The 19,449-nt window shown below is 65.5% G+C and carries 9 protein-coding genes and 2 pseudogenes; 2 read left to right on the top strand and 9 right to left on the bottom strand.

Annotation, left to right across the window (positions count from 1 at the left end):
* Positions 1 to 77 precede the first annotated feature (77 nt).
* From VARPA_RS07985 to VARPA_RS07975, 3 genes are all read right to left on the bottom strand, one after another.
* Complete coding sequence (locus VARPA_RS07985) at positions 78 to 536, bottom strand: metallophosphoesterase family protein (protein ID WP_013540045.1); 459 nt, start codon at positions 534 to 536, stop codon at positions 78 to 80.
* A 2-nt stretch (positions 537 to 538) separates the two neighbouring features.
* Positions 539 to 3,406, bottom strand: a complete 2,868-nt coding sequence (locus tag VARPA_RS07980) for an aconitate hydratase (protein WP_013540044.1) — start codon at positions 3,404 to 3,406, stop codon at positions 539 to 541.
* 163 nt (positions 3,407 to 3,569) lie between these two features.
* Positions 3,570 to 3,983, bottom strand: coding sequence for a hypothetical protein (locus tag VARPA_RS07975; protein WP_013540043.1), 414 nt, complete (start codon positions 3,981 to 3,983; stop codon positions 3,570 to 3,572).
* Between the two features lie 142 nt (positions 3,984 to 4,125).
* Here VARPA_RS07975 and VARPA_RS07970 point away from each other — a divergent pair, with 142 nt between their 5' ends.
* Positions 4,126 to 4,977, top strand: coding sequence for a helix-turn-helix domain-containing protein (locus VARPA_RS07970; protein ID WP_013540042.1), 852 nt, complete (start codon positions 4,126 to 4,128; stop codon positions 4,975 to 4,977).
* Here the strand turns inward: VARPA_RS07970 and VARPA_RS07965 are convergent.
* From VARPA_RS07965 to VARPA_RS31955, 5 genes and pseudogenes are all read right to left on the bottom strand, one after another.
* Positions 4,880 to 7,168 (bottom strand): acyl-CoA dehydrogenase, encoded by a 2,289-nt coding sequence (locus tag VARPA_RS07965; RefSeq protein WP_013540041.1) that lies wholly within the window; start codon positions 7,166 to 7,168, stop codon positions 4,880 to 4,882. The two genes, VARPA_RS07970 and VARPA_RS07965, sit on opposite strands and share 98 nt — an antisense overlap.
* Positions 7,169 to 7,301: 133 nt before the next feature.
* A complete protein-coding gene (locus tag VARPA_RS07960) occupies positions 7,302 to 7,937 on the bottom strand; it encodes a hypothetical protein (protein ID WP_013540040.1) in 636 nt (211 codons plus the stop codon).
* A 23-nt stretch (positions 7,938 to 7,960) separates the two neighbouring features.
* A complete protein-coding gene (locus tag VARPA_RS07955; protein ID WP_013540039.1) occupies positions 7,961 to 9,124 on the bottom strand; it encodes a DUF2827 domain-containing protein in 1,164 nt (387 codons plus the stop codon).
* Positions 9,121 to 10,269, bottom strand: a complete 1,149-nt coding sequence (locus tag VARPA_RS07950) for a DUF2827 domain-containing protein (RefSeq protein WP_013540038.1) — start codon at positions 10,267 to 10,269, stop codon at positions 9,121 to 9,123. Before VARPA_RS07950 ends, VARPA_RS07955 begins: the two co-directional genes overlap by 4 nt.
* An 83-nt stretch (positions 10,270 to 10,352) precedes the next feature.
* Positions 10,353 to 10,844: pseudogene (locus VARPA_RS31955) on the bottom strand (YadA-like family protein); the annotation flags it as partial.
* On the opposite strand from VARPA_RS31955, the gene VARPA_RS31950 reads away from it, so the two are divergent.
* Positions 10,729 to 10,962, top strand: coding sequence for a hypothetical protein (locus tag VARPA_RS31950; protein ID WP_416367502.1), 234 nt, complete (start codon positions 10,729 to 10,731; stop codon positions 10,960 to 10,962). The pseudogene VARPA_RS31955 and the gene VARPA_RS31950 sit on opposite strands and share 116 nt — an antisense overlap.
* Here VARPA_RS31950 and VARPA_RS31945 read toward each other — a convergent pair.
* A pseudogene (locus VARPA_RS31945) lies at positions 10,914 to 19,424 on the bottom strand (hypothetical protein); the annotation flags it as partial. The gene VARPA_RS31950 and the pseudogene VARPA_RS31945 sit on opposite strands and share 49 nt — an antisense overlap.
* Positions 19,425 to 19,449: the final 25 nt, after the last annotated feature.

The following is a 19,449-nucleotide window of genomic DNA, read 5'->3' as shown; positions in this document are numbered from 1 at the left end:
TGCTATCAATTCTCAATTGCAGACACCTGACTAAAGCCCTATGACCACGAAGATCGGGGCTTTTCTGCAGGAGGAATTCAGACGAGCTCGACGATGCGCGCCGACACCGCATTGCCATCGACGATGAGCTCGGCGACCGCGATCGGCAATTTGAATCGCCGCGGGCCGGCGCTGCCCGGGTTGACGTAGAGCACGCCGTCGCGCTCCTCGATCTTCGGCTTGTGGGAGTGGCCGGAGACCACCACGCGGACGCCGGCGCCGGCGGGATCGATGTCGATCTGCGAGAGGTCGTGGATGGCGTAGATCACCACGCCGCCCACCTTCAGGAATTCCGACTCGCCAATGCCGTCGGCCCACGGCTCCCGGTCGTTGTTGCCGCGCACGACCGTCAGCGGCGCGATGGCGGCCAGCGCTTCGAGGATGCCGGCGTTGCCGATGTCCCCGCCGTGCACGATGAAATCGCTGCCCTGCAGGGCAGCCACGGCCTCCGGACGCAGCAGGCCGTGGGTGTCGGAGATGAGCCCGACGCGGATCAAGCTCAGGCGGCCAGCAACTGCCGCAGCACGAACGGCAGGATGCCGCCGTGCTTGTAGTAGTCGACCTCGATCGGCGTGTCGATGCGAAGGCGCACCGTCACCTCCTGGTGGTTGCCGTCTGGGCGGTGCACGACCAGCTTCACGTCCATCTGCGGCTTGAGTTCGCCGCCGATCACCACGTCGATCTTCTCGTCGCCCGTGAGACCCAGCGTCTGCCACGAATCGGCGCCGCGGAACTGCAGCGGCAGCACGCCCATGCCGACGAGGTTGGCGCGGTGGATGCGCTCGAAGCTGCGCGCCACCACGGCCTTGATGCCCAGGAGCTGCGTGCCCTTGGCGGCCCAGTCGCGCGAGGAGCCGGTGCCGTATTCCTCGCCGCCGAACACCACCGTGGGGGTGCCCTCTTCCATGTACTTCATGGCGGCGTCGTAGATGAACATCTTCTGGTTGCCCGGCTGGAACAGCGTGACGCCGCCCTCTTCCTGCGTGCCGTTGGCGTCCGGCGGAATCATCAGGTTCTTGATGCGCACGTTGGCGAAGGTGCCGCGCATCATCACGTCGTGGTTGCCGCGGCGCGAGCCATAGCTGTTGAAGTCGGCCTTGGGCACGCCGTGCGCCTTGAGCCAGATGCCCGCGGGCGAGCTTTCCTTGATGGAGCCGGCCGGCGAGATATGGTCGGTGGTGATCGAGTCGCCGAAGAGCGCCATGATCCGTGCGCCCTTGAAGCCCGCATCGGCGGCATGCGGCTTCATCTTGAAGCCCTCGAAGAACGGCGGCTCGGCGATGTAGGTCGACTTGGGCCAGTCGTACACCTGGCCCTCGGTGCCCTTGATGCTGCTCCAGAACTTGCCCGGGTCGGTCTTCACCTTGTCGTAGTTCGCGCGGAACGACTTGGCGTTCATCGCAAAGCGCAGGTTCTCGTCGATTTCCTTCGGGCTAGGCCAGATGTCGCCCAGGTACACGTCCTTGCCGTTCTTGCCCTTGCCCACGGGCTCGGTCATGAGGTCGGTCATCACGTTGCCCGCGATCGCGAAGGCCACCACCAGCGGCGGCGAGGCCAGGAAGTTGGCCTTCAGGTTCGGATGGATGCGCGCCTCGAAATTGCGGTTGCCCGACAGCACGGCCGCACCGATGAGGTCGTTCTTGGTGATGGCTTCGTTGATCTCGGGCGTGAGGTCACCGGCATTGCCGATGCAGGTGGTGCAGCCGTAGCCCGCGAGGTAGAAGCCCAGCTTCTCCAGGTACGGCAAGAGGCCCGCCTTCTCCAGGTATTCGGTGACGATGCGCGAGCCCGGGGCCAGCGAGGTCTTGATGTGCGGCTTGACCGTGAGCCCAGCCTCCACCGCCTTCTTCGCCAGGAGGCCCGCCGCGAGCATCACGCTCGGGTTCGAGGTGTTGGTGCACGAGGTGATGGCCGCGATCAGCACGTCGCCGTTGCCGATGGTGACCTGGCCCTTGGGCGCGGGCGGCGCCGTGGCGCTGGTGTGCGCGGCGGCCTTGGTCGAGCGGTTGGCGACCATCTCGACCAGTTCGCGCGGCGAGCCGGCCGGCGGTGCGGCGGCCTCTTCGTCGCCGCCCTGGCCGGCAATGGCGAGCGGATAGCGCTGCTTGAGCTTCTCGGGCGGCTGGTTGAAGCCGTTCGCGTCGTTGGGCTTGCTGTAGAGCTCGGAGAACTTGGTGGACAGGTGACCGAGGTCGATGCGGTCCTGCGGGCGCTTGGGGCCCGCGAGGCTCGGCGACACGGTGCCCAGGTCGAGCTTGACGATCTTGGTGTAGTCGATGTCGCCCGGCGCGGGCATGCCGAACAGGCCCTGCGCCTTGTAGTAGGCCTCGAAGCGCTCGACCTCTTCCTTGGTGCGGCCGGTGCCTTCGAAGTAAGCCACGGTCATTTCGTCGACCGGGAAGAAGCCCATCGTCGCGCCGTATTCGGGCGCCATGTTCCCGATGGTCGCGCGGTCGGGCACGGCGATCGATGCAGCGCCGGGGCCGAAGAATTCGACGAACTTGCCGACCACCTTTTCGGCGCGAAGGATCGCGGTGACGTACAGCACCAGGTCGGTCGCCGTGACGCCTTCGCGCAGCTTGCCGGTGAGTTCGAAGCCCACCACATCGGGCGTGAGCATGTAGACCGGCTGGCCCAGCATCGCGGCCTCGGCCTCGATGCCGCCCACGCCCCAGCCGACCACGCCGATGCCGTTGATCATGGTGGTGTGGCTGTCGGTGCCGACCAGCGAGTCGGGGTAGTAGGCGGGCACGTCCGCGTTGTCATGCGGGCTCTTGTAGACACCGCGCGCGAAGTATTCGAGGTTGACCTGGTGCACGATGCCGAAGCCCGGCGGCACGACACGGAAGGTGTCGAAGGCCTGCATGCCCCACTTCATGAACTGGTAGCGCTCGTTGTTGCGCTGGAATTCCAGCTTCATGTTGAGGTCGAGCGCCTTGGGGGTGCCGTAGTAGTCGACCATCACCGAGTGGTCGACCACGAGGTCGACAGGCACCAGCGGCTCGATGGTCTTGGGCGACTTGTTCAGCTTGGCGGCCACGCTGCGCATGGCGGCCAGGTCGGCCAAAAGGGGCACGCCGGTGAAGTCCTGCAGCACGACGCGGGTGACGACAAAGGGAATCTCGTCGGTGCGCTCTGCGTTGGGCGCCCAATGGGCCAGCTCTTCGACGTGCTTGGGCGAAACCTTCTGGCCATCGCAATTGCGCAGCACCGATTCGAGCACGATGCGGATCGACACGGGCAGCCGCTCGATCGTGGGGTATTGCTTGGCCAGCTCCTTCAGGGACCAGTATTTGCCGGACTTGCCCGATGCGGTCTTGAAGGTCTTGAGGGTGGACGCAAAGGCGTGAGCCGGTGCTTTGGCCATAGAGGAACTCCTGTTGTTTCGTGGAAGCTCCTCAAAGATATCAGGGATCGATGTCAGTAGCTGTAGTCGGTCTTCCCTCTCACGCTCTCTCCGCGCTATGTTCCTCATAGCGAGAAATGCCGGGTAGACGGGCGTTGCCGGCACCTCTCGCGTCGCCTCTCGTTCAGGCCAGCGCCATTCCGGCGCGGCTGCGGGTGCGGCGAAGGCCCGTCCACTGCAGTTCGGCCAGCACGACCACGCACAGGGCCTGCGCCAGCACCCAGGCCATGCCCAGCGCAGTGACCGCGAACACGCCGCTCACCAGCAATGCGATGCAGGCCACCGCCCAGCCGAAGTTGCCGAAGATCACGAGGCCGATCAGCGTGCGCGGCGGCGTGGCGCGGCTGGCCATGAAGGCGGCGAGCGCCGCATACGCCAGCAGGAACACGCCGGTGCCCATCAGCAGTGCGGCGGGCAGCCCGGTGAGCGCCGCCAATGCGTCGGTGAATACCACCTGCAGCGCACCGGTCGCGGCGCAGGAGGCGGCGTCGGCCCACATCACGTTGGGCAGGAAACGGGGGGAAGCGAAGACGGACATGTGAATCTCCTTGGGGGTCACTGGGGTGGTACGCCGCAAGCCAGTCCTGCCGCGTTGGAGCCAATGATTCCGCCGGGCATGCATCGCGTCGATGACCTGGGAGGTCATGGCGCCGCGCCGGCACCGCGCCAGAATGCGGGCCATGAACACCACCCGCAGCACCCATTCGTCCAAGGCCGGCCAGCCCGGCGCGCGCGATCCGTTCGGCGCGCACCTGCGGCACTGGCGCACCCACCGGCGCCTGAGCCAGCTCGACCTGGCGCAGGAAGCCGAGGTCTCGACCCGCCACCTGAGCTATGTGGAAACCGGCCGCGCCGCGCCCAGCCGCGAGATGGTGCTGCGCCTGGCCGCACGGCTGGAAGTGCCGCTGCGCGAGCGCAATGCGCTGCTGGTGGCCGCGGGCTTCGCGCCGATGTACCGGCAGCGTTCGCTGGACGATCCGGCGATGGCCGCGGCGCGGCGCGCGGTCGACCTGGTGTTGAAGGGGCACGAGCCCTTTCCCGCGCTGGCCGTGGACCGACACTGGAACCTGGTGGCGCACAACGCGCTGGTGCCGCTGCTGATGGAAGGTGCCGCGCCCGAGTTGCTGAAGCCGCCCATCAACGTGCTGCGCCTGAGCCTGCATCCCGAAGGCGTGGCGCCGCGTATCGCCAACCTTGCGCAATGGCGCACCCACCTGCTCGAGCGGCTGCTGCAGCAGATCGCAGCCACCGGCGACGCGGTACTGCAGGCGCTGCACGACGAACTGGCGGCCTACCCCGCGCCCACCGTGAGCCACGACGCGCCCGTCATCGACACCGCGCTTTCGGCCGTGGCCGTGCCCTTCCAGGTGGTCATGCCGAGCGGCGTGCTGAGCTTCATCAGCACCATCACGATCTTCGGCACGCCGGTCGATGTCACGCTGCAGGAACTCGCGGTGGAGTCGTTCTTTCCGGCGGACGAGCAGACGGCTGCGGCGCTGACGGCGCTGGCGGCGGCTCAGCAGGCGGGTTGACTGACGACGAGCCGGCAGGCCGCTCGAGATCGGCCCGGCCGTCCGCGTTGCGCGGCGGGCCTTCGAAATCGTCCACCTGAATGACCTTGTCGGCCGCCTTCAGGTAGGCCAGTGCCAGCTCGGGATCGGGCGCCGAACGAGCCGCCTCTTCCAGCGAATTCGTGCGGCGCAGCACCTTGTTGAGCGCGGCCGTCGTGTCGCCGAGCTGCGCGCCCAGTTCCATCGCATGCATCAGGTCGCGCAGGCCCCCGGCTGCCGGTTCGCTGAGGTCGGGCGCCAGGCGCTCGACGATGCGCGGATTCGTGCGCAGCAGGTCCGCGAGTTCGATGAGCTGCACATCGCGCAGCGGTGCCAGGTGCGCGGTGCGGCGCAGCACCAGCGCGCCGATCACGCGCCGGCCGGCCTTCGGCAAATTGGCATACAGATCGCGCAGGATCTTGCCGGCCTCGTCGAGCTGCAGCCGGATCGCGGCCTGCGCGAACGGCAGCAGTTCCGGCGCCGCATCGACGCGATAACGCCAGACGCAGGCGCTCGCCAGGTACAGGTGCGCGAGCACATCACCCAGCCGCGCCGACAGCAACTCCATGCGCTTGAGCTTGCCGCCGAGCATGCCCATCGCGAGATCGGCGGTGAGCGCGTACTTGGCGCTCATGCGCGCGATGAGCCGCGCCTCGCGCGCCAGCTCCTGCGGCGGTTCGCCGAGCACCGGCGCACCGAAGAGGCTGTGCCACAGATTGACCGCCACATGCTTGCCGTGCGCGATGAGCGCCTTGCCGAGCGCGGTTTCGTCCTTCGCCTGCACGGCCGCCATTTCGTCGAGCACATGCGGATGGCAGCGCACCGCGCCCTGCCCGAACACGATGAGTGCGCGCGTGAGGATGTTCGCGCCCTCCACCGTGATCGCGATCGGCGCTTGCCGGTACGCGACACCCAGCAGGTTCGACGGGCCCGAGATGATGCCCTTGCCGCCGAGGATGTCCATGCCATGGTTGACCGCGCGGCGCCCCGCCTCGGTGAGCTGCACCTTGAGGATCGCGCTCGCCACGCTGGGCCGCTCGCCCTTGTCGAGCGCGGCGGCGGTGAAGCGCCGCGCCGCATCGCTCGCATAAAGCTCCGCCGACATCTGCGCGACCAGTCCGGCAATCGCATGGAACTTGCCGACGGGCAGGCCGAACTGCTCGCGGATCTGCCCGTAGCCGTTGCTCACGTACAGCGCCGTCTGCTGCATCGAAGAACCGAGTGCCGGCAACGAAATCGCGCGTCCCGCGGCCAGGCACTCCATCAGCATGCGCCAGCCCTGGCCGACCTGTTTTTCGCCGCCGATGATCCAGTCCATCGGCACGAAGACCTGGTGGCCGTGGATCGGGCCGTTCATGAAGGCGCTGTCCATCGGGCGATGGCGCCGGCCGATCTCCATGCCCTCGTGCGGCACGGGAATCAGCGCGCAGGTGATGCCTAGGTCTCGCTGGCCCTCGGGCCGGCTCTCGTCCACCGCATGGAAGGCCAGGCCCACCACGGTGGCGACGGGCGCGAGGGTGATGTAGCGCTTGTCGAAGTCGACCAGGAAGCCGCGCGTCGGCTTGCCGTTGAACTCGCGCTCGACGATCACGCCTCGATCCGGAATCGATGCTGCATCGGAGCCGGCATAGGGCGAGGTCAGCCCGAAGCACGGCAGCTCGCGGCCATCGGCCAGGCGCGGCAGGTAGTGCTCCTTCTGCGCATCGGTGCCGTAGCGCAGCAGCAGCTCGGCCGGCCCGAGCGAGTTGGGCACCATCACCGTGACGGCCGTGGCCACGTTGACGGTGGCGATGCGCGCCACCACCGTGGCGTGGGCGTAGTGGCCGAAGCCGAGGCCGCCGAATTCCTCGGGAATGATCATTCCGAAGAAGCGTTTCTCGCGGAGGAACCGCCACACCTCGGGCGGCAGGTCGTGCGCCTGGTCGATGGCGTGGTCGTCGAGCATATGGCACAGCGTGCGCACCTCGTTGTGCAGGAAGGCCTGCTCGCGTTCAGTGAGTTGGTTGGGCCCCATGGCCGAGAGCACATCGAAGTCCGGGCGCCCTGCGAAGAGCTGGCCTTCGAAGCCGACGGTGCCGGCCTCGAGCGCCGCACGCTCGGTGTCGCCCAGCGGCGGCAGCGCCTTCGAGAAGGGCTGCATCGCCCATCGGCCGATCAATGAAGCCAGAGGCATGGGGTCTCCTTCGCCGCGACGGATGCGCGGATCGGCCTTCATGCTGAACTTCAACGCGCCCGCGCCGGGCCGGTCAAGGGCGTCCCTGCGTGTCGGATGCGGACGCGCCCCAGCCCGCCCGCGATGGGTCCGGCTAGCGGCGCTTGGGAGCCTGTCCGGCCGGAGCTGCCGCAGGTGCAGGCGCAGCGGCGGCGGCCGACGGATCGCGCCAGCCGTATTCGACATAGCGGCGGATCACGAGGCAGCCCGGCGGCGAATCGATCAGCGATACCGACGAGGTCGGCTCCTTGGGATCGGTGTAGACCGCGTAGATGGGCAGCAGGCGCGTCATCTGGTAGTCCTTGAGCTCCTGCTCGGCGACGCTCTGGCAGGTGAAGGGAGCGACCGAGATGCGCTCGGCCGACACGGTGCAGCTGCCGCCGTCGCCGGGAATCGCGGTGATCGAGGCCGCCACGCCGGCGTTCGGGTACTGGATGCCGACCAGCGAGAACATCGGGCCGTCGTCGGGGCGCTTGCGGTCCCAGTCGAGCAGCACGTCGTGGCCGCGGCTGCCCTGCACGGTGAGCGTCGCGAGCCGCGTGATCGCGGGCAGGCAGCGCTTGATGCCCACGCTGGCGGCGGCGCGGGTCAGCGTGTCTTGTGGCGCTGCGGCCGGTGCCTGGGGCACCAGCACGCCTTGTGCGAGCGCGGTGCCGGCGATGGCCCACGCGGCCACGGTTGTCGCAATGGACAGCAGCCGCGCGGATCGTTGTGTTGCAGCAGTCTTCATCCGGGTTCTCCTCTCACGCGTGCTCACGTGTAAAGGCTCTCGATGGCGGCGGTGTAGATGCGCACGTTTTCCTCGCCTTCGGGGTCGAGCCTGGCGACGAGCTGGCGTGCGCGCTCACGGTAGGCCGGCAGGTTGGCGTCGTGCGTGGCAAAGGCCTCCTGCAGCGCGCGGCCGCCCTCCTCGCAGTCGAAGTCGTGGTAGCGGTAGCCGCAGTCGCCGATGAGGTGCGAGTTGTGAATCAGCGGATAGCCGCCGTAGAGCGCCTCGTAGTAGAGATAGTTCTGCGCGTTCTCCCAGTGGTGCGCGAAGACGGCATCGACGTTGCCGGGCAGCACCTGGTACAGCGGGAAACGCCCTTCGAAGGTGGCCAGCCCGTGTTGCACGATGTTCAGGCTCTGCGCGAAGCCAACGAACAGCGGCTTCTCTTTCAGGTGGAAGCTGTTGTAGACCCACACCCGCTCGAGCAGCCGCGGCTGCGCGCGGTGCGCCGCCTCGCAGCCGAGCATGGGGATGAAGCTGGTCTTCACCATGCAGATGTTGGGCTCGAAGATGGCCACGCGCCAGTGCTTGCGGCCGGGCACGTAGTCGAAGCCCTTGTCCTTGTCGTTGCCTTCGGCACGCGCCATGGCTTTTTCCAGAACCATCGGGCTCCAGAGGTGGGGCATCAGCCGCACCGGCGCGCGGAAGGTGCTCGCGAAGTACGGCTTGCACGATACCTCGTACTCCGGCAGCGTCCAGACCTCGTCGTAGGGCGCGCCCGAGACCAGCATGCCGTGCGGCTTGTTGAAGATCATGCGTTCGATGTCGATCACGTAGTCGTTGCCCACGCGCATCGAGACGATCTTGCCGCCGCGCTCCTTGAACGCCACCGACCACTCGCGCGCCAGTTGCGCGCTCATCTCGATCATGAGATCGAGCTCCTGCGCGGCGGTGGCCATGTCGATGATCGGCACGGGCGAATCGGCCAGGAAGTTGGTGGCGTCCGCCGGGCCGCCGTCGCCGCCGCCGGCCACCAGCACGGTGCTGCCCACGCGCGGCGAGCGCATCAGCAGCATCACGAGGAACAGGCAGTTCTGGTAGACGCCGTTCTCCCAGAGGCTCTGCTCGCCCTTGCGGATGAAGATGGAAACGCCGACGCGGAGCTTCGCGGGCATGGCGCCGTGCTGTTGCTGCTGTTGTTCGCTCATGCGGCCCTCACGCCATCGGCACGGAATGCGGGGTCGCCGCCCACGAGGTGCAGCAGCCGCTGCGCGTAGCCATCGATGTTCGCCTGATGGAGCGGATCGATCGCATCGAACACGCGCTGGCTGCGGGCGCGGTAGTCGTCCAGTTGCGCATCGTGCCCGCGCACCGCCTGCAGCAACTGGTCGGTGCCGGCGGCGATGTCGAAATCGGGGTAGTAATAACCGGCATCGCGCAGCCAGGGCGAGTTGTGCACCAGCGGGTAGTTGCCGTACAGCGCGTCGAGATAGCTGTAGTTCTGATCGTTCTGCCACTGGTGCGACACCACCGCGTCGGCAAACTGCACCATGAACCCCGCGAAGTCATGCCGCCCATGGAAGATGGCCTTGTGCTGGCGCACGATGTCCAGCGAGTTCGCCATGTAGAGCATCGTCGCGTGGTCCTTCAGGTGCAGGGTGTTGAGCACCTGCATCGAAGTGACGGCGTTCGGGTCGATGCGGTAGGCGCCGTCGCAGATCAGCATGGGCACGCTGCTGGACTTCACCACCGAGATGTTGGGCTCGAAGATCGCCACGCGGAATCCGGGTTGTTCGGCGGTGCGCGGCGTGTAGCCGAAGCGATAGCCCGACGCCTCGACCTCGGCCACGCGCTGGTCCAGGAACTGCGGCGACCAGAGGTACGGCACCTCATGCACCGGGCAGCGGTGCAGGGTGCGCATCATCGGTGCGAAGACGCCGTCCTTGGGCAGCAGCCAGACCTCGTCGCAGCGGTCGGGCTTGCTGAAGTGGCCCTTGTCGCTGAACACGATCGGCTCGGCCAGCGCCACGAAGGGCTGCCCCACGCAATGGAAGACGGCACGCCCGCCACAAGCGCGGAAGTAGGAGAGCCATTGCACGTCGAGCGCGCCGGCCATCTCGATGACCACGTCCAGCGCGTCGGTCAGCTCGCGGGCGCGTCCGAAGGCCAGGCCCATGGCGGACAGGTCGACCTGCGGCGGCATGGCCTGCTGGTCACCCGCATCGACCAGCGTGACGGACTCGACGAAGTCGATGCGTTGCAGCAGCCGGGCAAGAAACAGGACGTTCTGTCCCATTCCGTTTTCCCAGATGTTCTGCCCCGCGTGGGTGAGGACTGAAATACCAATGCGCATGGGGGTGAGTGTGTACCAAAAAAAATGGCTCCCACACCCTCGGTGCGGGAGCCACGTTGCTGCGGCAACGCTGGTTCAGTGGCTTATTTCCACTTCCAACCGATGCCGGCGTTCACGCCCCACTCCTTGCCGGTGGTCGACAGGCCCGCGCCCCAGGACATCTTGCCGTCGTCCGACAGGGCCTTGAAGGTCAGTGCCACGGCGCTGTAGCCCTTGTAGTTGCCGAAGCCCACGCCCACGGTCTTCTCACCCGGGTAGAGCGTCGGCAGGTAGGTGCCCGACATCGCGAAGGCCATCGCCGAGCCCGAGTAGGCGATGCGCGCCACCTCGCCGACCTGGCCCTGCACCTGGTTCAGCTGCTGCACGTTGACCGCATCGCCCGGCAAGATGCCCGGCGCCACGTTCGAGATGCGCGTGCCGCCCGGCGCCTGGCCGCCACCCAACGTGATCTGGTTGTAGTTGACCGACCCGTCCGGGTTGGTCGCGTACTGCACGCTGCTGGCCTTGGCTGCGGTCGATGCGGCCTTCAGCTGGGCGACGTTGGTCGCGTCGCTGTCGGCCGAGCCTGCCGCCACACCGGTGATCTGGCGGAACTGGCCGTTGGCTGCGTCGCCCACGGACACCGCGGCTTGCGTGCTGGTCGTGGCCTTGATGGCTGCTTCCTGCTGCGCATTCGCACTGCCGGGGACATAGCCGACCATGCCCGCCGCGGTCGTCGCCTTGGACCCCGCGCCCAACGCCACGCCACCGCTCTGTGTGACCAGCGAGTTGAAGCCGATGGCTGTGCCCTGGGAGACGTTCTGCGCCTTGCTCAGCACCGTACCGCCGGCGTCGGCCTTGTCGCCCAACGCCACGCCTCCGCCACCTGCGCGGGAATCGACACCGATCGCCTGCGAGCCGGTCGCCAGCGCGCCGGAGCCGATGGCAATCGCGTTGGCCCCCGTCGCCTGCGCGCCGAAGCCAATCGCCACGGCACCGTCTGCCGTCGCCTTTGCACCATTGCCCGCGGCGAAGGAGTTGGCGCCGCTGGCCAGCGACTGCGGGCCGATCGCCACGGCTTCCTGGCCGCTGGCCACCGCGTCAGCAGCGGTCGACTGGGCGTGGAAGTACTTCGTGCCCTTGTCGTTGATCGTGTTGACCGTCGTGCTCAGGCTGCTGATGCTGCTCGTTGCAGTACTCAGGCCCGAAGAAGTCGAGGTCGACAGGCTGGCCAGGCCACTGGTGGTGCCGCCCACGCTGGTGGACAGGCTGGTCAGGTTGCTGTTCGTCGTGCTCAGGCCGGTCGACAGGCTCGAGATGCCGCTGGTGGCAGTGCTCAGGCCGCTCGACGTAGACGTCGACAGGCTGTTGACGTTGCTGTTCGTCGTGCTCAGGCCCGTCGACAGGCTGCCGACGCTGCTGGTCACGGTGCTCAGACCGGTCGACAGGCTGCTGATGCTGCTGGTCGCAGTGCTCAGGCCGCTCGACGTGGAGGTCGAGAGGCTGTCGACGCTGCTGGTGACCGTGCTCAGGCCGGACGAGGTCGAGGTCGACAGGCTGTTGATGCTGCTCGTGGCAGTGCTCAGGCCGCTCGAAGTCGAGGTCGAGAGGCTGTTGATGCTGCTGGTGGCAGTGCTCAGGCCCGACGAAGTCGAAGTCGACAGACTGTTGACGCCGCTGGTCGCCGTGCTCAGGCCGCTCGACAGGCTCGAGATGCCGCTGGTGGCGGTGCTCAGGCCCGTGGAAAGGCTGCCAATGCCGCTGACCGCAGTGCTCAGGCCGATGGACAGGCTGCCGATGCCGCTGAACGCCGTGCTCATGCCGGTGGACAGGCTGCCGATGCTGCTCGTCGCTGTGCTCAGGCCGCTCGAAGTGGAGGTCGAGAGGCTGCTCACGGTGCTGTCGGTCGTGCTCAGGCCTGTGGAGAGGCTCGTGATGCCGCTGGTTGCAGTGCTCAGGCCGCTCGAGGTCGAGGTCGAAAGACTGCTAACGCTGCTGGTCGCGGTGCTCAAACCAGACGACGTGGAGGTCGACAGGCTATCGATGCTGCTTGTGGCCGTGCTCAAGCCACTCGAAGTAGACGTCGACAAGCTTCCGATGCTGCTCGTAGCAGTGCTCAAGCCGCTCGAAGTAGAAGTCGACAAGCTGCCGATGCTGCTGGTCGCGGTGCTCAAACCCGACGATGTGGAAGTCGACAGGCTTCCAACGGTGCTGTTGGTCGTGCTCAGGCCTGTGGACAGGCTGGAGATGCCGCTGGTTGCGGTACTCAAACCAGACGACGTCGAGGTCGACAAGCTGTTGACCGTACTGTTCGTTGTGCTCAGGCCCGTCGACAGGCTCGAGATACCGCTGGTCGCCGTGCTCAGACCCGACGACGTGGAGGTCGACAGGCTGCCGATGCTGCTGGTCGCGGTGCTCAAACCCGAGGACGCGGAAGTCGACAGGCTGCCAACGGTGCTGTTGGTCGTGCTCAAGCCGGTGGACAGGCTGGAGATGCCGCTGGTCGCAGTGCTCAAACCTGACGACGTGGAGGTCGACAGGCTATCGATGCTGCTGGTGGCAGTGCTCAGACCGGACGATGCCGACGTCGACAAGCTGTTGACCGTGCTGTTGGTCGTGCTCAGGCCGGTAGACAGGCTCGAGATACCACTGGTCGCCGTGCTCAAGCCCGACGATGTCGAGGTCGACAGACTATCGATGCTGCTCGTGGCAGTGCTCAGACCCGAGGAGGTCGAAGTCGACAGGCTGCCAACGGTGCTGTTGGTCGTGCTCAGGCCGGTGGACAGGCTCGAGATGCCGCTGGTCGCAGTGCTCAGACCCGACGACGTCGAAGTCGACAGGCTGCCGATGCTGCTGGTAGCGGTGCTCAAGCCACTCGAAGTAGACGTCGACAGGCTCGATATACCGCTGGTGGCAGTGCTCAGGCCCGACGATGTCGAGCTCGACAGGCTGTCGATGCTGCTGGTCGCCGTACTCAGACCCGACGATGTGGACGTCGACAAGCTGCCGACAGTGCTGTTGGTCGTGCTCAGGCCGGTGGACAGGCTGGAGATGCCGCTGGTTGCAGTGCTCAAACCAGACGACATCGAGGTCGACAGGCTACCGATGCTGCTCGTCGCAGTGCTCAACCCGCTCGAAGTAGACGTCGACAAGCTGCCGATGCTGCTGGTTGCAGTACTCAGGCCAGACGATGTCGAAGTCGACAAGCTGCCAACCGTGCTGTTGGTCGTGCTCAGGCCGGTAGACAGGCTTGAGATACCACTGGTCGCCGTGCTCAATCCCGACGATGTCGAGGTCGACAAGCTATCGATGCTGCTTGTGGCGGTGCTCAGACCGGACGACGTGGAAGTCGACAGGCTGCTGATGCTGCTGGTAGCGGTGCTCAAGCCACTCGAAGTAGACGTCGACAGGCTCGAGATACCGCTGGTGGCCGTGCTCAGGCCGGACGATGTGGAGGTCGACAGGCTACCGATGCTGCTGGTCGCGGTGCTCAGACCTGACGACGTGGAAGTCGACAGGCTGCTGATGCTGCTGGTGGCCGTACTCAGACCAGACGACGTGGAGGTCGACAAGCTGCTGATGCCGCTGGTTGCAGTACTCAGGCCAGACGACGTCGAGGTCGACAGGCTGGAGATACCGCTGGTAGCAGTGCTCAGGCCGCTGGACGTGGAGGTCGACAAGCTGCCGATGCTGCTGGTCGCGGTGCTCAGACCCGACGATGTGGACGTCGACAAGCTGCCGACAGTGCTGTTCGTCGTGCTCAGGCCGGTAGACAAGCTCGAGATGCCGCTGGTCGCAGTGCTCAGACCAGAAGACGTCGAGGTCGACAGGCTGTCGATGCTGCTTGTGGCAGTGCTCAAACCAGACGAGGTCGAAGTCGACAAGCTGCCGATGCTGCTGGTCGCCGTGCTCAGACCAGACGACGTCGAGGTCGACAAGCTGTCAATGCTGCTCGTTGCGGTGCTCAGACCCGAGGAGGTCGAAGTCGACAGGCTGCCGATGCTGCTCGTTGCGGTGCTCAGACCCGAGGAGGTCGAAGTCGACAGGCTGCCGATGCTGCTCGTAGCAGTGCTCAAGCCGCTCGAAGTAGAAGTCGACAAGCTGCTGATGCTGCTGGTCGCGGTGCTCAGACCTGAGGAGGTCGAAGTCGACAGGCTGCCAACGGTGCTGTTGGTCGTGCTCAGGCCAGTGGACAGGCTGGAGATGCCGCTGGTTGCAGTGCTCAGACCCGACGACGTCGAGGTTGACAGGCTGTCGATGCTGCTCGTCGCAGTGCTCAGACCTGACGACGCGGAAGTCGACAGGCTGGAGATGCTGCTGGTCGCCGTGCTCAAGCCACTCGAAGTAGAAGTCGACAAGCTGCCGATGCTGCTGGTCGCGGTGCTTAGACCCGACGACGTGGACGTCGACAAGCTGCCGACGGTGCTGTTGGTCGTACTCAGGCCGGAGGACAGGCTGGAGATGCCGCTGGTCGCCGTGCTCAGGCCGCTCGAGGTCGAAGTCGACAGACTGGAGATACCACTGGTCGCAGTGCTCAAGCCCGACGATGTCGAGGTCGACAAGCTGTCAATGCTGCTCGTTGCAGTGCTCAGACCGGAGGAAGTCGAAGTCGACAGGCTGCCGATGCTGCTGGTAGCAGTGCTCAGACCCGACGATGTGGACGTCGACAAGCTGCCGACAGTGCTGTTGGTCGTGCTCAGGCCCGTCGACAGACTCGAGATGCCGCTGGTCGCAGTGCTCAGACCAGACGACGTCGAAGTAGACAGGCTATCGATGCTGCTCGTTGCGGTGCTCAAACCGCTCGAGGTCGAAGTTGACAAGCTGCCGATGCTGCTCGTCGCAGTGCTCAACCCACTCGAAGTCGAAGTCGACAGGCTGCCGATGCTGCTGGTTGCAGTACTCAGCCCAGACGACGTCGAGGTCGAAAGGCTGGAGATACCACTGGTCGCCGTGCTCAGGCCACTAGACGTGGAAGTCGACAGACTATCGATGCTGCTCGTTGCAGTGCTCAGACCGCTTGAGGTCGAAGTCGACAAGCTGCCAACAGTGCTATTGGTCGTGCTCAGGCCGGTGGACAGGCTAGAGATGCCACTGGTTGCAGTGCTCAAACCCGACGACGTGGAGGTTGACAGGCTGCCGATGCTGCTGGTCGCAGTGCTCAGACCGGACGATGTCGAGGTCGACAGGCTGCTGATACCGCTGGTGGCAGTGCTCAGACCAGACGACGTGGATGTCGACAGGCTGTCGATACTGCTCGTAGCCGTGCTCAGGCCGCTTGAGGTCGAAGTGGACAAGCTACCGATGCTGCTGGTTGCAGTGCTCAAACCACTCGAAGTCGAAGTCGACAGGCTGCCGATGCTGCTTGTAGCGGTGCTCAAGCCACTCGAAGTAGACGTCGACAGGCTGTCGATACTGCTCGTAGCAGTGCTCAGGCCGCTTGAGGTCGAAGTGGACAAGCTACCGATGCTGCTTGTGGCAGTGCTCAAACCAGACGAGGTCGAAGTCGACAAGCTGCCGATGCTGCTGGTAGCGGTGCTCAGGCCACTCGACGTCGAGGTCGACAGACTGCCAATGCTGCTGGTGGCCGTGCTCAGCCCGCTCGAGGTCGAAGTCGACAGACTGGAGATACCACTGGTCGCCGTGCTCAGACCACTGGAAGTCGAGGTCGACAGGCTATCAATGCTGCTGGTAGCAGTGCTCAAGCCGCTCGAAGTAGACGTCGACAGGCTACCGATGCTGCTCGTCGCCGTGCTCAGACCCGAAGAGGTCGAAGTCGACAGGCTGGAGATACCGCTGGTCGCAGTGCTCAGGCCAGATGACGTCGACGTCGACAGGCTGCCGATGCTGCTGGTAGCGGTGCTCAAGCCAGACGAGGTCGAAGTCGACAAGCTGCTGATGCCGCTGGTCGCAGTGCTCAAGCCAGACGACGTCGATGTCGACAAGCTGTCGATGCTGCTCGTCGCGGTGCTCAGACCCGAAGAGGTCGACGTCGACAGGCTGCCAATGCTGCTGGTCGCAGTGCTCAGACCAGACGAGGTCGAAGTCGACAGGCTATCGATGCTGCTCGTGGCGGTGCTCAGACCCGAAGATGTCGAGGTCGAAAGGCTGCCGATGCTGCTCGTAGCAGTGCTCAAGCCAGACGAGGTCGAGGTTGACAAGCTGCTGATGCCGCTGGTCGCCGTGCTCAAGCCACTCGAGGTCGAGGTCGAAAGGCTGTCAATGCTGCTCGTCGCGGTGCTCAGGCCGCTGGAGGTCGAAGTGGACAGGCTGTCAATGCTGCTGGTAGCAGTGCTCAAGCCGCTCGAAGTAGACGTCGACAGGCTACTGATGCTGCTCGTCGCCGTGCTCAATCCCGACGAGGTCGACGTCGACAAGCTGTCGATGCTGCTCGTCGCGGTGCTCAGACCCGAAGAGGTCGAAGTCGACAGGCTGCCAATGCTGCTAGTTGCAGTGCTCAGACCAGACGACGTCGAAGTCGACAGGCTGCCGATGCTGCTCGTCGCCGTGCTCAAGCCAGACGAGGTCGAAGTCGACAAGCTGCTGATGCCGCTGGTCGCAGTGCTCAAGCCAGACGACGTCGATGTCGACAAGCTGTCGATGCTGCTCGTCGCGGTGCTCAGACCCGAAGAGGTCGACGTCGACAGGCTGCCAATGCTGCTGGTCGCAGTGCTCAGACCAGACGAGGTCGATGTCGACAAGCTGCTGATGCCACTGGTCGCCGTGCTCAAGCCCGACGATGTCGAGGTCGACAAGCTGTCAATGCTGCTCGTCGCAGTGCTCAAGCCACTCGAGGTCGAGGTCGACAGACTGGAGATACCGCTGGTCGCAGTGCTCAGACCAGACGATGTCGATGTCGACAGGCTACCGATGCTGCTGGTCGCAGTGCTCAGGCCAGACGACGTCGAAGTCGACAGGCTGCCGATGCTGCTGGTCGCAGTGCTCAGGCCCGACGACGTCGACGTCGACAAGCTCCCGAGGCTGCTCGTTGCTGTGCTCAAACCACTCGACGTGGACGTCGACAGGCTGTCAACGTTGCTGCTGACCGTGCTCAGGCCGCTGGACAATGAGGCGGTGACGGTTTTCAACTGCAAGACGTTGACTGCGTCCTGGTCTGCACTGCCCGGAGCCACGCCTGTGACCTGGCGATTGCCCACATTCACTTCGCCTGCCGAACTCTGCTTGCCGGCCAGACCGAAAGCGAGGTAATTGATCAGCGCGCCCACATTGGCGGCGGACCCTGCTCCCAGAGCTACGCTGTTGGGCATGTTGGTCACAGCGCCCCTGCCGATGGCAACGCTGTCGGTGCCATTCGAGATGGCCCCCTGCCCGATCGCCACGCTGTCGGCGCCGAGTGCCTGGCTGTCGGCCCCCGTGCTGTTGGCATGGAAATACTTCGTGCCCTTGTCGTTGATGGTGTTGACGGTGGTGCTCAGGGCGCCCAGATTGCTGTTGGTCGTGCTCAGCCCCGTCGACAGGCTGCCGATACCGCTGACGGAAGAGCTCAGCCCTGTCGAGAGGCTGCTCACGCTGCTGTTGGTCGTACTCAAGCCGGTGGACAGACTCGAGATCCCGCTGGTCGCCGTACTCAGTCCGCTCGAGGTCGAGGTCGACAAGCTACCAACGCTGCTCGTAGCGGTGCTCAGACCGGACGAGGTGGAGGTCGACAGGCTGCTGATGCCACTCGAGGTGGACGTCGACAGGCTACCGATGCTGCTCGTGGCAGTGCTCAGGCCAGAAGACGTCGAGGTCGAAAGGCTGCCGATGCTGCTGGTGGCCGTGCTCAGGCCGGACGAGGTGGAGGTCGAGAGGCTGCTGATTCCGCTCGAGGTGGACGTCGACAGGCTACCGATGCTGCTCGTAGCAGTGCTCAAGCCAGACGACGTCGCGGTCGACAGGCTAGAGATACCGCTGGTTGCCGTGCTCAGACCAGACGACGTGGAAGTCGACAGGCTGGAGATGCTGCTCGTGGCCGTGCTCAAGCCACTCGAAGTAGACGTCGAGAGGCTGCTGATGCCGCTCGAGGTGGACGTCGACAGGCTACCGATACTGCTGGTCGCGGTGCTCAGACCAGACGACGTCGAGGTCGACAGGCTAGCGATACCGCTGGTGGCCGTGCTCAGGCCAGACGACGTGGAAGTCGACAGGCTGGAGATGCTGCTCGTAGCAGTGCTCAGGCCACTCGAAGTAGACGTCGAGAGGCTGCTGATGCCGCTCGAGGTGGACGTCGACAGGCTACCGATGCTGCTGGTCGCGGTACTCAGACCAGAAGAGGTCGAGGTCGACAGGCTGCCGATGCTGCTCGTCGCAGTGCTCAGACCGCTCGAGGTCGAAGTCGACAAGCTGCCAATGCTGCTGGTCGCGGTGCTCAGACCAGAAGAGGTCGAGGTCGACAGGCTGCGGATATTACTGGTCGCAGTGCTCAGGCCCGACGACGTGGAAGTCGACAGGCTGCTGATCCCGCTGGAGGTAGACGTCGACAGGCTTCCGATGCTGCTGGTTGCAGTGCTCAGACCAGACGACGCAGAAGTCGACAAGCTACTGAGACCACTCGAGGTAGACGTCGACAGGCTGTTGATGCTGCTCGTGGCCGTGCTCAACCCGCTCGATGTCGAGGTCGACAGACTCGTGATGCTGGTCGAGAGGCTGGTGTTGCTGGTGCTCAGCTGCGCCACAGTCACCGCGTCCTGCTGTGCCGCGCCATCGGCCAGGTTGGTGATGCGTCGCGTCGGCGTGGCGCCGGACGCCCCCACCGAGACTTCCGACGCCGGAGCTGCCGTGCCGGTCATGAAACCGGTGCCGGTCGGCGAAGTCGCGGCGGTGGTCGAGCCCGCACCCAGCGCCACCGAGTTGTCGGTCCGCACCAGTGCTCCAGCGCCCAGGGCGACGGCGTTCACGCCTGTGCCTTGAGCCCCTTGCCCCACCGCGATGGCCCCAATCTGGGTCGCATTGGCGTTGGTGCCAAAGGCGATCGCGCTGGTATTGCTGGCGTTGGCCTGGTCGCCCAATGCGACGCTGCGCAAGCCCGATGCCTTGCTCTGGTTGCCCACAGCCACCGCGGCGAAGTTCGATGCGACGTTGCCGACACCCAGTGCCAGCGAATTGCCGCCGCTGGCGTTGGAAGCATTGCCGAACGCGGAGCTAGAACCGCCAGTGGCTCTGGCGGTGACGCCAATGGCCGTGTCCTGTGTTCCCGATGCCAAC

Source organism: Variovorax paradoxus EPS (genome assembly GCF_000184745.1).
GTDB lineage: Bacteria > Pseudomonadota > Gammaproteobacteria > Burkholderiales > Burkholderiaceae_C > Variovorax > Variovorax paradoxus_C.
This window is presented reverse-complemented; position numbering and strand designations above follow the sequence as displayed.

Bases quoted from the DNA above. Each gene is read 5' to 3' on its own strand.
- VARPA_RS07960 (WP_013540040.1), bottom strand. From the start codon at position 7,937: ATGAAGACTGCTGCAACACAACGATCCGCGCGGCTGCTGTCCATTGCG.
- VARPA_RS07965 (WP_013540041.1), bottom strand. From the start codon at position 7,168: ATGCCTCTGGCTTCATTGATCGGCCGATGGGCGATGCAGCCCTTCTCG.
- VARPA_RS07980 (WP_013540044.1), bottom strand. From the start codon at position 3,406: ATGGCCAAAGCACCGGCTCACGCCTTTGCGTCCACCCTCAAGACCTTC.
- VARPA_RS07975 (WP_013540043.1), bottom strand. From the start codon at position 3,983: ATGTCCGTCTTCGCTTCCCCCCGTTTCCTGCCCAACGTGATGTGGGCC.
- VARPA_RS07950 (WP_013540038.1), bottom strand. From the start codon at position 10,269: ATGCGCATTGGTATTTCAGTCCTCACCCACGCGGGGCAGAACATCTGG.
- VARPA_RS07970 (WP_013540042.1), top strand. From the start codon at position 4,126: ATGAACACCACCCGCAGCACCCATTCGTCCAAGGCCGGCCAGCCCGGC.
- VARPA_RS07955 (WP_013540039.1), bottom strand. From the start codon at position 9,124: ATGAGCGAACAACAGCAGCAACAGCACGGCGCCATGCCCGCGAAGCTC.